The sequence below is a fragment of the Pedobacter sp. GR22-10 genome (assembly GCF_026239715.1).
Classification (GTDB): domain Bacteria; phylum Bacteroidota; class Bacteroidia; order Sphingobacteriales; family Sphingobacteriaceae; genus Pedobacter.
In genome coordinates this window covers 707,231-722,130 of the sequence record NZ_JAPIVR010000002.1, presented here as the reverse complement: position 1 = coordinate 722,130, position 14,900 = coordinate 707,231, and the positions used below count along the sequence as shown (strand labels likewise).

The 14,900-nt window shown below is 38.3% G+C and carries 13 protein-coding genes; 7 read left to right on the top strand and 6 right to left on the bottom strand.

Annotation, left to right across the window (positions count from 1 at the left end; translation table 11 throughout):
* Positions 1-12: 12 nt before the first annotated feature.
* The 5 genes from rpoC to OQX64_RS10535 all read left to right on the top strand — a co-directional run bounded on the left by rpoC (position 13) and on the right by OQX64_RS10535 (position 7,647).
* On the top strand, positions 13-4,299 hold the full coding sequence (rpoC, locus tag OQX64_RS10555) for a DNA-directed RNA polymerase subunit beta' (RefSeq protein ID WP_088302958.1): 4,287 nt from the start codon (positions 13-15) through the stop codon (positions 4,297-4,299).
* Positions 4,300-4,389: 90 nt separating this feature from the next.
* The gene (locus tag OQX64_RS10550) at positions 4,390-4,665 is read left to right on the top strand and encodes a hypothetical protein (RefSeq protein ID WP_265818750.1); all 276 of its coding nucleotides are present in this window, start codon (positions 4,390-4,392) and stop codon (positions 4,663-4,665) included.
* A 76-nt stretch (positions 4,666-4,741) separates the two neighbouring features.
* Complete coding sequence (locus OQX64_RS10545) at positions 4,742-5,053, top strand: DUF3467 domain-containing protein (RefSeq protein WP_029283255.1); 312 nt, start codon at positions 4,742-4,744, stop codon at positions 5,051-5,053.
* 72 nt (positions 5,054-5,125) lie between these two features.
* Positions 5,126-6,349 (top strand): OmpP1/FadL family transporter, encoded by a 1,224-nt coding sequence (locus OQX64_RS10540; RefSeq protein ID WP_265818749.1) that lies wholly within the window; start codon positions 5,126-5,128, stop codon positions 6,347-6,349.
* An 11-nt stretch (positions 6,350-6,360) separates the two neighbouring features.
* The gene (locus OQX64_RS10535) at positions 6,361-7,647 is read left to right on the top strand and encodes an SGNH/GDSL hydrolase family protein (protein WP_265818748.1); all 1,287 of its coding nucleotides are present in this window, start codon (positions 6,361-6,363) and stop codon (positions 7,645-7,647) included.
* 50 nt (positions 7,648-7,697) lie between these two features.
* Here the strand turns inward: OQX64_RS10535 and miaA are convergent, their stop codons facing one another.
* The 4 genes from miaA to OQX64_RS10515 form a co-directional block, all read right to left on the bottom strand.
* Entirely contained in the window at positions 7,698-8,606 is a 909-nt protein-coding gene (gene miaA, locus OQX64_RS10530; protein ID WP_265818747.1) for a tRNA (adenosine(37)-N6)-dimethylallyltransferase MiaA, read from the bottom strand.
* Positions 8,607-8,682: 76 nt separating this feature from the next.
* The gene (locus OQX64_RS10525) at positions 8,683-9,327 is read right to left on the bottom strand and encodes an IS1096 element passenger TnpR family protein (protein ID WP_088302923.1); all 645 of its coding nucleotides are present in this window, start codon (positions 9,325-9,327) and stop codon (positions 8,683-8,685) included.
* Positions 9,328-9,426: 99 nt separating this feature from the next.
* Positions 9,427-10,833: a CCA tRNA nucleotidyltransferase gene (locus OQX64_RS10520; RefSeq protein WP_088302922.1), complete on the bottom strand. Its 1,407-nt coding sequence runs from the start codon at positions 10,831-10,833 to the stop codon at positions 9,427-9,429.
* An 85-nt stretch (positions 10,834-10,918) separates the two neighbouring features.
* Entirely contained in the window at positions 10,919-11,485 is a 567-nt protein-coding gene (locus tag OQX64_RS10515; protein ID WP_265818746.1) for an L-threonylcarbamoyladenylate synthase, read from the bottom strand.
* Between the two features lie 192 nt (positions 11,486-11,677).
* Between OQX64_RS10515 and OQX64_RS10510 the strand changes: the two genes are divergently transcribed.
* The gene (locus tag OQX64_RS10510; RefSeq protein ID WP_088302920.1) at positions 11,678-12,244 is read left to right on the top strand and encodes a DUF4136 domain-containing protein; all 567 of its coding nucleotides are present in this window, start codon (positions 11,678-11,680) and stop codon (positions 12,242-12,244) included.
* Here the strand turns inward: OQX64_RS10510 and OQX64_RS10505 are convergent.
* Together OQX64_RS10505 and OQX64_RS10500 are read right to left on the bottom strand one after the other, a co-directional pair.
* Positions 12,237-13,364, bottom strand: coding sequence for a glycosyltransferase family 4 protein (locus tag OQX64_RS10505; protein ID WP_265818745.1), 1,128 nt, complete (start codon positions 13,362-13,364; stop codon positions 12,237-12,239). The genes OQX64_RS10510 and OQX64_RS10505 overlap by 8 nt on opposite strands.
* A 78-nt stretch (positions 13,365-13,442) precedes the next feature.
* Entirely contained in the window at positions 13,443-14,261 is an 819-nt protein-coding gene (locus OQX64_RS10500; protein WP_029283273.1) for a 2,3,4,5-tetrahydropyridine-2,6-dicarboxylate N-succinyltransferase, read from the bottom strand.
* A gap of 206 nt (positions 14,262-14,467) precedes the next feature.
* On the opposite strand from OQX64_RS10500, the gene OQX64_RS10495 reads away from it, so the two are divergent.
* On the top strand, positions 14,468-14,869 hold the full coding sequence (locus tag OQX64_RS10495; RefSeq protein ID WP_265818744.1) for an RNA-binding S4 domain-containing protein: 402 nt from the start codon (positions 14,468-14,470) through the stop codon (positions 14,867-14,869).
* The last annotated feature ends 31 nt before the right edge of the window (positions 14,870-14,900 follow it).

Sequence of the window (14,900 nt, the reverse complement as noted above, 5' to 3'; positions counted from 1 at the left end):
AAAGAAAGAGATATGTCTTACAAAAAGGATAATAAATTAAAAAGCAATTTCACATCAATCACGATTAGCTTATCGTCTCCGGAAATTATTCTGGAACGCTCGAGCGGTGAGGTGTTGAAACCGGAAACCATTAACTACCGTACTTACAAACCTGAACGTGATGGTTTGTTTTGTGAGCGTATTTTTGGTCCGGTAAAAGATTACGAATGTCATTGCGGTAAATACAAACGTATCCGTTATAAAGGTATTGTTTGTGATCGTTGTGGTGTTGAAGTAACAGAGAAGAAAGTACGTCGTGAGCGTATGGGACACATCGCATTGGTGGTGCCTGTTGCGCACATCTGGTATTTCCGTTCGTTACCAAACAAAATCGGTTATTTATTAGGTTTACCTACTAAAAAATTAGATTTAATTATCTATTACGAGCGTTACGTAGTGATCCAGTCAGGCTTAATGGCTGAAGAAGGGATCAACTATATGGACTTCTTAACAGAGGAAGAATATTTAGATATCTTAGATAAATTACCTAAAGAAAACCAATACTTAGACGATAAAGATCCTAATAAATTCATCGCCAAAATGGGTGCTGAAGCATTAGAAGACTTATTGAAGCGTATTAACTTAGATACCTTATCTTACGATTTACGTCACCAGGCTGCTAATGAAACTTCTCAACAACGTAAAAATGAGGCTTTAAAACGTCTGCAGGTTGTTGAAGCTTTCCGTGGTGCCAATACCCGTATCGAAAATCGCCCTGAGTGGATGATTGTTAAAATCGTTCCGGTTATTCCACCAGAATTGCGTCCATTAGTTCCATTAGAAGGTGGTCGTTTCGCTACTTCAGATTTAAATGATTTATACCGTCGTGTAATTATCCGTAACAACCGTTTAAAACGTTTGATCGAGATTAAAGCACCAGAGGTAATTTTACGTAACGAAAAACGGATGTTGCAGGAAGCTGTAGATTCGTTATTTGATAACTCACGTAAAGTTAATGCGGTTAAAACTGAAGGTAACCGTGCTTTGAAATCACTTTCAGATATCCTGAAAGGTAAACAAGGTCGTTTCCGTCAGAACTTATTAGGTAAGCGTGTGGATTATTCAGCCCGTTCTGTAATTGTTGTAGGGCCTAGCCTAAAATTACATGAGTGCGGTATCCCTAAAGATATGGCTGCCGAGCTTTACAAACCGTTCATTATTCGCAAGATGATTGAGCGTGGTGTGGTAAAAACAGTTAAATCTGCCAAGAAAATCGTTGATCGAAAAGATCCGTTGGTTTGGGATATTTTAGAAAATGTATTAAAAGGTCACCCGGTATTATTAAACCGTGCACCTACACTACACAGGCTAGGTATCCAGGCTTTCCAGCCAAAATTAATTGAAGGAAAAGCCATCCAGTTACACCCGTTAGTGTGTACCGCATTCAACGCCGATTTTGATGGTGACCAGATGGCTGTCCACTTACCGTTAGGTAATGCAGCAATTTTGGAAGCCCAGGTATTAATGTTGGCCGCACATAACATCTTGAATCCTGCAAACGGTACGCCAATTACAGTACCATCTCAGGATATGGTTTTGGGTCTTTATTATATTACTAAAGGCCGCAGAACAGATGAAACCAGGGTTGTAAAAGGTCAGGATTCAAATTTCTATTCTCCGGAAGAAGTGATTATCGCTTATAATGAGAAAGAATTGGATCTGCATGCTTTCATTAAAGTAAGAGTAAATGTGAAGCAAAACGATGGTTCCATCGTTAATAAATTAACTGAAACTACTGTTGGTAGGGTATTATTTAACCAATTGGTTCCTGAAGAAGTAGGTTATATCAATGAGTTATTAACTAAAAAATCGTTAAGAGATATTATCGGTGAAGTAGTTAAAATGACTGGTATGGCCCGTGCTTCTCAATTCCTTGATGACATCAAAGAATTAGGTTTCAAAATGGCTTTCCAGGGAGGTTTATCGTTCAACTTACAAGACGTAAACATTCCGGTTGAGAAACATACTTTGTTAGAACAGGCAGCTGCTGAAGTTGAAGAGGTAAGAAACAACTATAATATGGGTTTCATTACCAATAACGAACGTTACAACCAGATTATCGATATCTGGACCCGTATCAACAACAGGTTAACTACTTTTGTTATGACGCAGTTATCATCCGATAACCAAGGTTTTAACTCAGTTTACATGATGCTTGATTCAGGTGCACGTGGTTCGAAAGAGCAGATTCGTCAGCTTTGCGGCATGCGTGGTTTGATGGCGAAGCCTCAGAAATCAGGATCAGGTGGTGATATCATTGAAAACCCTATCTTATCAAACTTTAAAGAAGGCTTATCGGTATTAGAGTATTTTATCTCTACTCACGGTGCACGTAAAGGTTTGGCAGATACGGCATTAAAAACGGCAGATGCGGGTTACTTAACCCGTCGTTTACATGACGTTGCACAGGATATGATTGTGAATGATAACGATTGTGGTACTTTAAGGGGTATGTATACTACTGCTTTAAAAGATCAGGAAGATATCGTTGAGCCATTATACGACAGGATTTTAGGCCGTACTTCATTACATGATGTGTATAATCCTCTGGATAATACATTATTGGTAGGTGCGGGCGAAGATATAAACGAGGAAGTTGCTAAATTGATCGAAGAATCGCCTTTAGAAGGTATTGAGATTCGTTCAGTATTAACTTGCGAGGCAAAACGTGGTGTTTGTGCATTATGTTATGGTCGTAACCTGGCATCTGGTAAACGCGTTCAAAGAGGTGAGGCAGTTGGTGTAATTGCAGCACAATCAATCGGTGAGCCGGGTACACAGTTAACACTTCGTACTTTCCACGTGGGTGGTACTGCATCTAACATTGCGGCAGAATCAAACATCGTAGCTAAGTTTGATGGTGTGATCGAATTCGAAAATATCCGTACTGTTGATACACAAACAGAAGATGGTACAGTTCAGGTGGTATTGGGTCGTTCAGGTGAGTTCAAAATTGTTGAACCAGGAACCGGACGTATCATTGTAACCAATAACATTCCTTATGGTGCATTCTTATTCGTTAAAGAAGGAGATAAGTTATCAAAAGGCGACAAAATCTGTTCTTGGGATCCGTACAACGCGGTTATTCTTTCAGAATTTGCCGGTAAAGCACAATTTGATGCCATTATTGAAGGTGTTACCTTCCGTGAAGAATCAGATGAGCAAACTGGTCACCGTGAAAAAGTGATTATTGATACCCGTGATAAAACTAAAAACCCTTCTGTTCAGATTGTGGATAAGAAAGGTGAATTTATTAAAGGTTATAACATTCCGGTAGGTGCTCACGTTTCAGTTGATGAAGGTGAAAGCATCCAAACTGGTCAGATTATCGCGAAGATTCCTCGTGCTACTGGTAAAACCAGGGATATTACGGGTGGTTTGCCTCGTGTAACAGAGTTATTTGAAGCACGTAATCCTTCAAACCCAGCTGTAGTAACTGAGATTGATGGTGTGGTAACTTTAGGTGGCGTGAAACGTGGTAACCGTGAGATTACCATCGAATCTAAAGATGGTGAAGTTAAAAAATACCTGGTTCCATTGTCTAAACACATCCTTGTACAGGATAATGACTTTGTGAAAGCGGGTATGCCTTTATCTGATGGTTCAATTTCTCCAGCGGATATCTTATCTATTAAAGGTCCGGCAGCGGTTCAGGAATACTTAGTAAATGGTATTCAAGAGGTTTACCGTTTACAAGGGGTAAAAATTAATGATAAGCACTTCGAGGTAATTGTTCACCAGATGATGCAAAAAGTTCACATTGAAGATCCGGGTGATACGATTTTCTTAGAAAACAATGCCGTTGACCGTTGGGATTTTGCTGACGAAAACGATGCGATGTATGACAAGAAAGTTGTGGAAGATGCAGGTGATTCTAACGATTTCAAACCAGGTCAGATTGTTTCATTACGTAGATTAAGAGATGAAAATTCTCAATTGAAACGTAAGGATTTAAAACAAATCACGGTTAGAGATGCAAGACCAGCGACAGCAAGTTCTATCTTACAGGGTATTACAAGAGCTTCATTGGGTACTAAATCGTTCATTTCTGCGGCTTCGTTCCAGGAAACTACGAAAGTACTAAATGAGGCGGCGATTGCAGGTAAACGCGATAATATGTTAGGCTTGAAAGAAAATGTGATCGTTGGTCACTTAATCCCTTCAGGTACTGGTGTACGTGGTTACGAAAGAATCATCGTGGGTTCTCAGGAAGAATACGATAAATTATTGGCTTCGAAACAAGAAGAAGTAGAAGCTTAAAATTTAAATACTTTAAATCAAGTCCTCCACCAAAAGTGGGGGACTTTTTTGTTTGGAATAGATTTTTTGTTTTTATATCAAAATAAAATAATGAGCGTAACAGAAATTCAACTCTTTCAGCTTTTAAAAGCTAAGCTTGGAGAACAGGAAGCTGAACAGTTGGTTTCTTTTGTGAAGGAAGAAGTTAGATCTGAATTTGATAATAAGAGAGAAACCTTAGCTACTAAGGAAGATATCGCAAATACAAAAGAATATATTTTACAGGTAAAATCTGAGCTTTCAAAATTTATTTACTTGGTTGGACTTATTCAATTTTTAGCTATTGTTGGTGCTGTAATAGGTTTCATTAATTTTATGATGAAATAAATTATAAAAGAACTTATTTTTAATATTACATTTAATTCCGCTATCAAGTAGCGGAATTTTTTATTTTTGATCTATTATGGAAGAACAACAAAACGAAAACCAACTAAATATAGAGCTATCAGAAGAAATTGCAGAAGGTATTTTCTCTAATCTGGCTATCATCACACATTCTAATACCGAATTTGTACTGGATTTTATCCGGGTAATGCCGGGTATTCCCAAAGCGAAGGTGAAATCACGTATTATTTTAACACCTGAACATGCTAAAAGATTATTAAGTGCACTTGATGATAACATTCAAAAATTTGAAGCCATAAATGGCCGGATTAAAACACAGGAAGAGCCGCCATTTCCAATGGGCTTTGGCGGACCAACTGCGCAGGCTTAATATAATTTCTTATTCTAAATATTTGCTTGCTATGCCAGCATAATATATATTTGTGTATAACCATATATAAAAATGAAAAAAATTTTATTGAGCGTAGTACTTTCTGTCCCGCTGTGGGTGTTTGGACAGGGTTTCCAGGTTAACTTACAAGGGCAAAAGCAGATTGGTATGGCTGGTGCAGGATCTGCATTGGCTTTAGATGAAGCTTCAGTCTTTTATAATCCCGGGGCTGTTTCTTTTCTGGAAAAGAACTCTATTTCTGCCGGCGTAAATCCTTTGTTATTTAAATCGGCATTTAAACAAACAGGATCAAATATCACGGAAAACGTTAAAAATAAAATTGCCCCTCCCTTCGAAGCTTACGCTGTATGGGGTCCCAAGTCCAATAAATGGAAATTAGGATTGGGCGTTTATACACCTTTTGGTGGTTTGGTCGATTGGGGTAACGATTGGTCCGGAAGATATGCATTAACCTCTTTGAATTTAAAGGCCATATATTTCCAGCCGACATTAAGTGTAAAAATTACAGAAAATATTGGTATTGGAGCAGGGTTTGTTTATAACCATGGAGAGGTAAATCTGCAAAGGGCATTACCCGTAAATTATCCTGACGGAAGATCTGGTCATGCAACATTAGAAGGCACGGGTAGTGGTTATGGATGGAATGCAGGTTTATATATTAAAACGCAAAGTAACATTACCTTCGCTGTCGTTCATAAATCAAAGGTAATTACAAAGTTAGAAGGAGGATCTGCAACATTTGATGTGCCTGAATCATTAAGGGGCGCATTTCCCGCAGGGAATACTTTTAATGCTGAATTGCCATTACCTTCTACTACGTCTTTAGGTATAGGTGTGCCTTTATCAAAAAATACTGTTCTGGCCTTCGATGCTAGTTGGGTACAATGGCATATTTATCAGGATTTAACGTTTGATTATGCAATCAATACACCTCAGTTAACAGATAGACCTTCAGAAAGAAATTACCGTGACGGATCATCATTTAAATTGGGTATTAATCACCAGGCTTCAGAAAAACTGGCATTACGTGCAGGAGTGGGATATGCATTTTCTCCCGTTCAGGATGGTTATGTTACACCGGAAGCACCGGATGCTGACCGTTATATCTTAAGTGCGGGTTTGGGTTATGCACCAACAAGACATTTTGAACTGAATGCATCATTCTTTTTTGAAGACGTTAAATCACGTCAGCAAAAGAATAAAGAAACCGGATTAGATGGTACGTTCAAAACATTGGTTTATGCACCAGGTCTTTCATTAACTTATAAATGGTAGGAGATATCAACATGAAAAAAATTATATTCAATAGTCTTGTTGCTGCTACCATATTGTTCGCAGCATCTTGTAAGCCTGAAATTGAAACACCAGCTGCAACAACAGCAGGTACAGCTAATTTTAGCAAGTATATTGCCATAGGTAATTCTTTAACCTCTGGCTATGCTGATGGTGGTTTGTATTTAGAAGGCCAGAAAGTAGCTTACCCAAATTTATTGGCAGCCCAAATGGCTACCGTTGGGGGTGGAAGCTTTACTTCTCCATTTTTTAGTGATAGTCAACCTAATGGCTCTGGTTATGCAAGTTTAACGGCACTAACCAATGGTAGTCCGACCATTAGCCAGGTTACTACTGGTACAGCTTATGTAGGGGCTGGCAAACTGGCTAAATACTCAGGAGAAATTCAAAATTTAGGTATTCCAGGAATGCGTTTGGATTTAGCTTTTGATCCGACATTTACCTTTAGTGCGGCAAATATGTTTTTTGAGCGTTTGCTTACGGATGCCCAGGTGGGTAAAGTAAATTATGCAGCTTATATTCAGGGCAGAAATCATACTTTTTTCTCTTTATGGTTGGGTAATAATGATGTGTTGGGTTATGCGCTGAATGGTGGTGTTACTACAGACGCGACAACTGTGCTTACTGAAAAAGCAACTTTCTCTTTCTTGTATACCAATATGCTTAATATTTTAACTGCTGGCGGACAAAAAGGTGTAGTGGCAACCATTCCGGATGTTACGGCTGTACCTTATTTTAATACGGTAACGCCTGCGGCTTTATTAGCTGCTGCCAAAGCCATTAATCCTGCCGCTACAGCAATATATATTCGAACAGGTACTGGTGCGGTGAGGGTTGCAAGCAGTGAAGATTTAATCAGATTGCCTTTTCAAACTGCCGGATTGTTAGGTACCGGAAGTATACCCTATGGCTTACATCCATTAAATCCTATAGCTAATAATTGGGTGTTAGACAAAGATGAAGTGGCAAAGGTTAAAGATTATGTCAATAGCTATAACAGTACTATTAAATCACTGGCCAATAACAAAGGCTTAGCCATTGCCGATACCTATACTTATTTCAATACGGTGAAAGCAGGGATTAATGTTCAAGGGATTAATATCAATGCTGCATTTATTACCGGAGGTGCTTTTTCTTTAGACGGTATCCATTTAACACCACGTGGAAATGCTGTCATTGCCAATGTATTTGTTGATGCCATTAATGCAAAATATGGTTCAACCATTCCAAACATTGATATTACTAAATACAGAGGTGTGAAATTTCCTGATTCAAAATAAGGTTACATCCATATATTTTAAAGGGGTTTGCCATTTAGCAAATCCCTTTTTTATTTCATCACACTTTCAATATATTTAATGACCACTTGCTGTTGGTTTGGCTCAAACCACCTGATTTCCTCATCCCGCCTGAACCAGGTAAGCTGTCGTTTGGCAAACCTGCGTGTATTTTGTTTAATATTTGAAACCGCTTCTTCAATTGACAGCTTTTGATCTAAATAATCAAATATTTCACTATAACCCACTGTGTTTAGTGCATTATAAGATCTAAATTCAGTTAATGATTTCACTTCTTCTACCAGTCCATCATGCATCATCTTATCCACTCTGCTATTAATTCGATTGTATAAGGTTGCCCGCTCTATATTTAAACCTATTTTGATGATGTTAAAAGGCCGTTCTTTCTTTGTGGCAGATAACATGGATGAAAGTTTTTGTCCTGTTGATAAAAAGACTTCCAGTCCGCGGATCATTCTTTGGGGGTTTTGCTGATCTACTTTGGCGTAATATTCAGGATCATGTTTTGCGAGTTGCTCCCGGATAGGGGAAATCCCCTCTGTTTTGAAAAGATTGTTAAGTTGATCTCTGACAGCCAGATCTATTTCCGGCATTTCATCCAGACCATTAATTAACGCATTTACATATAATCCCGATCCACCCACCATAATGGCTAAATCATGCGTTTTAAAAATTTCATCCAGCACTTTTAAACCCTCGATTTCAAAATCTCCTGTACTAAATAATTGATTAACAGAATGGGAATTTATGAAGTGATGTTTTGCAGCTGCCAGTTCAGTTTGAGTAGGCTTAGCGGTACCTATTTCCATTTCTTTATAAAACTGTCGCGAATCTGCAGAAATAATTTCTGTTTGAAAATGATTAGCCAGTTCAATAGCCAGTGCAGTTTTGCCAATAGCAGTTGGCCCTACAATGGAAATTAATGTTTTTAAATTAGACATGAGGAGCTTGTATAAAATAAAAGCTGCCAATTTTAATGTTTGACAGCTTTTATAATTGCATATAAGTTGGTATTAATTAATAATCATCTTTGGTATCGTCTTCAAAATGATCATTATCTGAAAATTCATCTCCAAATTCATCATCTTCAGATTCTTCATCATCGTCTCGTTCTTTCTCATTGATACCCATTTCACCCATCGCTTCGAGTTCATCTGTATCTTCAGGAACAAAGTTTAATTCATTTAAAAAATCGAACTCACCTACAGCTGTAGCCGAATTTTCGGCATCATCAACACTCACTGCATTTTTTTCAAATATTTTCGGTGCCTCGCCTGAACTCTTGGCTAAAAATGGATATTCTATATTTGGATCAGCATCCAGAACGATTTTAACCAGTTCCACATGAAAATCAAAGGGGCGTTCAAAATTATAAATGTAATAGAATTTCTGATGCGGATCTTCTATAAAGCCACTTAGTTTAGAGTTTTCCATCAACACCACACGATCCTTTTTTCTCTCATTGGGTAAGTAGGCAATTTCGTCACCTTTTAACCAGTTATCTGTACTGACATAAAATGAAGAAGGTTTTTCAGCATTGTATCCTGTAGATTTATGGATAGCCTTGTGCAGGTCTTCAAATGTTTGGTTTGATTTAATGTCGATCTCTCTCACCACATCATCAAAATCTTCGAAAGTAATTCTAAACTTATAAATAGCCATTATTGTATTTTGGAAACCGTAAAAATAAAATTAATTATATTAACGACAAATATCATCTCTTCTCAGCAGCACCTCAAAGATGGTATTTGGTCAATTAAATTATTTAAGAACAGGATTTAATCCCATTTGTTTTGCCTGATTCAGCATAAAATCAAATGCTTCCTGGTAGTCATTTTTAATCTCTCCTTCCAGAATAGCTTCGCGAATGGCATTTTTAATCAAGCCCACTTCTTTGCCGGCATCAAGTCCAAAAGTAACCATAATATCGTTTCCGGTGATAGGAGGCTGCCAATTCCGGATTTTATCGCGCTCTTCTACATCTTTAAGCTTTTGTTTAACTAACTCAAAGTTGTTCCTGTATTTGGTTTTTTTGTATTCATTTTTGGTTGTAACATCGGCATTACAGAGCAGCATTAAGCTTTCTATTTCTTCGCCGGCATCAAACAAGAGTCTTCTTACCGCAGAATCTGTAACCGTTTCCTGTGCCAGCACAATTGGCCTTAGGTGTAACTGAACGAGTTTCTGAACGAATTTCATTTTTTCATTCAGCGGAAGTTTTAGTTGCGCAAAGATTTTCGGAACCATTCTGGCACCTTTATCTTCGTGCCCGTGAAAGGTCCAGCCATGGCCTTCCTCAAAACGTTTGGTTGCCGGTTTGGCAATGTCGTGAAGAATAGCGGCCCAGCGTAACCATAAATCATCGGTATACATACAGATATTATCCAATACTTCTAAGGTATGGTAAAAATTATCCTTATGACCTTTGCCTTTGATGATTTCGACGCCGTACAGCTGTGCCATCTGCGGAAAAATGATTTGTAGCAGGCCGGTATCAAAAAGATGTTTAAACCCGATGGATGGTTTGGCGGATAAAATAATTTTATTCAGCTCATCGGTGATCCGTTCTTTGGATACGATGGCAATCCGTTCTTTTTGTGTTTTGATGGCATTTAATGCCGCCGGATCTATTTTGAAATCAAGCTGTGAAGCGAAACGAATTGCCCTCATCATCCTCAAGGGATCATCAGAAAAAGTAATTTCAGGATCAAGCGGTGTGCGGATGAATTTACTTCTTAAATCTGTTAAGCCGTCAAAGGGATCCAGTAATTGGCCAAAATGAGCAGCATTGAGGTTAATGGCCAATGCGTTAATGGTGAAGTCACGACGCAGCTGGTCATCTTCCAGCGTTCCATCTTCCACTATTGGTTTCCGTGATTCTGACCTGTAAGATTCTTTCCGCGCACCCACAAATTCAACTTCTAAATCCTGGAACTTAATATTGGCTGTACCGAAATTTTTAAAAACAGCTACTTTGGTGTTCAATTTTTTAGCTACTGCCTCTGCATAGGTTATTCCGCTGCCTACCACTACAACATCAATATCTTTGGATGGGCGGTTCAGAAAAAGATCACGAACAAAACCTCCAATGACATAAGCTTCAATATGGTATTGATCGGCTATAGCTGAAAGGGTTTTAAATATTGGATTTTGTAAGTGTTGTTGCATGGATATTTATAGTAGCTGTTAAAAGCATTTGTTTGTTATGAAACAAATCTTTAAAACCAGGATAAAAAAAACAAAAGTAATAAAATTACTTACGAATAAATTCAAATTGCCCGCCAGCTGAAAGTTTCATGATGGTAGATGGCTTCTTGTGACTTCTGTTTTCCTGTTCGAAATCGACGACGTAATCTACTGCTGCTAAAATTTCAGGATCAATGTCGTCGAAATATTTTGGTGAGGGTTTTCCGCTTAAATTGGCAGAGGTGGAAACAATGGGCTTACGGAAACGCTGGAGCAATGGTGTACAGAAATCGTGTTTCACTATACGGATACCCACACTGCCATCGTCATTGATGACATTGGCAGCTAAATTCTTTGCGTCAGAGAAAATAATGGTAAGCGGATTTTCAGCGTATTCCATCAAATCATACGCCACATCCGGAATTTCCTTCACATAACTTTGAATTTTACTGTCCACATCGAGCAATACAATCAGGCTTTTTTCTGCCGGGCGGTTTTTAATTTTAAGTAATTTATCTACAGCTTCCTGATTAGTTGCATCGCAGCCTAAACCCCAGATGGTATCTGTAGGATAAAGGATTACCCCACCATTTTTCAGCACTTCCAACGCTTTATTAATTTCCTCTCTTAGCATATACAAAGGTAATTTTTTAGTTGAAATGTTAAATATTGATCAATCGTTAATTATTTAACATTTGCCTTAAAACTTTCTGTTTTATCACACGTTCTATCCAAACAATCTAATTGTAAAATTATACCTGTTTTAAAGAAATTAACATTAAATTTTATTATTTTTAATATCGGTTATTTAAATGAAACAACACAAATGAAAACAATTAAAAATGTATTAATGCTGTTTACTGTCGTAATCGCATTAGCCGGATGCTCGAGTCTCCGTACTGCATCTGATTATGATAAGAATGCTGACTTCAATCGTTATAAAACGTATAACTTTTATGATAAGGGAATCGCAAGAGTGAAATTAAATAATCTGGATAAAAGGCGCCTGATGGCTGCTGTAGAAACCGAGATGAATGCCAAAGGGTTTACAAAATCTGACCGCCCTGATATGCTGGTGAATTTAGTGGTTGTTGCCAGAGAAAAAACCGACGTTTATGGTCCTGCCTATTACGGTGGCTGGGGTTGGGGCGGCGGCTGGGGCTGGCGTGGTGGTTGGGGTTCTCCTTTCTGGGGTGGTGGCAACTATGTTAACCAATACATTGAAGGTACCATTATCATCGATTTCTTAGATCCGGCTAAAAAAGAGTTATTCTGGCATGGAAGAGGAAGCGGGTTTAATTTAGATAACTTAAAGAAAAGAGAAGAACGCCTGTATACAGGGGTTAAAGAAATTTTAGCGCAATATCCACCAAATGCATTGGCGGCTAAGTAGTGGAAGGGCTTAACAAATTGATATAGCAATCCATTAATTGCTGCGTAACATTAGGGCTGTTGAATTTTTGAACAAATTCCAGCCCTTTTTCTTTCATCTCTTTTTGTAGTGCAGGATTACCCAATACATGGTTAATTGCAGTGCTTAAGTCATTCACATTTGTTGGATCGACGTAAATGCTGTCAGGGCCACCGGCTTCTTCCAAACAGGAACCTGTAGCGGCAATAACCGGCACACCTGAATATAAGGCTTCGATAATCGGAATGCCGAAACCTTCATAAAAGGACGGATAAACAAATAAATCTGCCAGTTGGTAAATACCCGGTAAATCTGCAAAAGGAATGTTCTGGAGAAAAATGACTCTTTTGTTCAGGCCGAGTTTTTCAATTTCCTTTTTAACGGTTTTGAAATAGCCTGTCTTTTTTCCAATTACAACCAGCTTATAATCTTCATCCACATTTTTTAATGCCTGAACGATTAGGTTAAGGTTTTTACGTTCCTCAATTGTTCCTACATTTAAAACGAATTTTTCAGGAAGTTTATACTTTAAACTAATTCTTTTCAGTGTTGAATCATCAAATGGGTATTTGAATATATCATCGCAGCTCTGATAAATTACCTCAATTTTATCTGGGTTGATGCTGTAAAATTCAATGATGTCGGCCTTTGTTTTCTCACTGATGGCGATGATCTGATCTGCCCTTTTGCAAGCAGATTTACTTTTCCATTTGTAGAGTTTACGGTCGATAAACTGATAGTATTGCGGGAAACGGAGGAAAATTAAATCATGAATGGTAACAACGGATTTAATCCGGGTATGCTGAATGGCGAAAGGTATTTCGTGACTTAAACCATGAAACAATTGTACCTGATCGCGGGCAAGGTCTTTAACAATATTCAGACTTCTCCACAGAAAACCACCATCTTGAGGTAGTTTTAGACTAATGTTTTCTTTTTCGAAGAAGGTATCAATTTGACCGGCACTTTTTACTTTAGGGGAATAAACCAAATATTGATGCTCAGGATACTGGCGGGCAAGAGATTCAATTAAAGAACGGCTGTAATTACCCAGTCCGGTTAAATTAGTTGCGGCACGTTTACCATCGAAACCGATTTTCATAAGGGTGAAAGGTTTAAGGTAGAAGGCTTAAGGCTTTGGGTGTTGCCTTACACCCTAAACCCCATACCTTAAACCATTTTATACTGCTACATTATTTTCTCTCAACGCATCGTTAAGTGAGGTTTTCTTATCTGTACTTTCTTTACGTTTACCAATGATTAAAGCACAAGGAACCTGGTATTCGCCTGAAGGGAATTTCTTCGTATAACTACCTGGAATCACGACAGAACGTGCTGGTACCACACCTTTATATTCAACCGGCGTTGGACCAGTTACATCTATAATTTTAGTAGATGCGGTTAATACTACGTTAGCACCCAATACTGCCTCGCGCTCTACCTTAACACCTTCAACAACAATAGCTCTTGAACCTAAAAATGCATCATCTTCGATAATCACTGGCGCAGCCTGAACAGGTTCTAAAACACCGCCAATACCTACACCACCACTTAAGTGAACACGTTTGCCAATTTGTGCACATGAGCCTACCGTAGCCCAGGTATCAACCATTGTACCCTCGTCTACATAAGCGCCAATATTAATGTAAGATGGCATCATAATCACACCTTTTGCTAAATACGAACCGTAACGGGCACTGGCCATTGGCACCACACGTACACCGGTTGCTTTATAATCGGTTTTTAAATCCATTTTATCGTGGTATACAAAAGGACCGCTCTTAATTTCCTTCATCTCACGAATCGGGAAGTATAGAATTACAGCTTTCTTTACCCACTCATTAATGCCCCATGAATTTAGAACTGGTTCAGCGACACGAATTTCACCTTTATCCAAACCCTGAATAATGGTTTCGATCGCTTCGCAATAATTGCTATATTTTAAAAGGGTTCTATCTTCCCAGGCGGCTTCAATTAATTTCTTTAAATCTGAATACATGATGTTTTTAAATTTTACGCAAAATAAATCAATTTTTGCTTATTAAAGGGCTAATTGTTTAAATTGTTTGTTCCTTGTTAAGGTGAAATATTGTTAAATTGTCAGATTGTTGGAATTGCTGCCCAGGGAAAAAGATTTTAGAGGTTGTTAGCGTTAAGGATTTAACAATAAAGCAATTTAACAATTTTACCGTATTTTTGAATTTTATGGGAGAGACAGAGAAACTTAGAATTGATAAATATTTATGGGCGATCAGGTTGTTCAAAACCCGAAGTCTGGCTACAGATGCCTGTAAGGCGGGGCGCGTAAAACTGAAAGGGCAAAATATCAAGCCATCAGCGATTGTTAAAATCGGCGATGTTTATCAGGTATCAAAAGGAATAGAAAAAAAAGTAATTGAGGTGGTAGACTTTTCTTATAACAGAACAGATTCTCCGACAGCTTTAACCAAGTACAAAGATTTAACTCCGGTTGAAGAAACCCATGCTTTTAAATCTGCTTTTCATGCGCCTAGCTTAAAGCGTGATCGTGGTGCGGGCCGTCCGACAAAAAAGGATAGGCGTGAGACCGATGGTCTGATCAGCGGAATGTTTGAAGAAGAAGATTAGTTAGCCATCAGTCTGGAGTCCGAAGTTCATA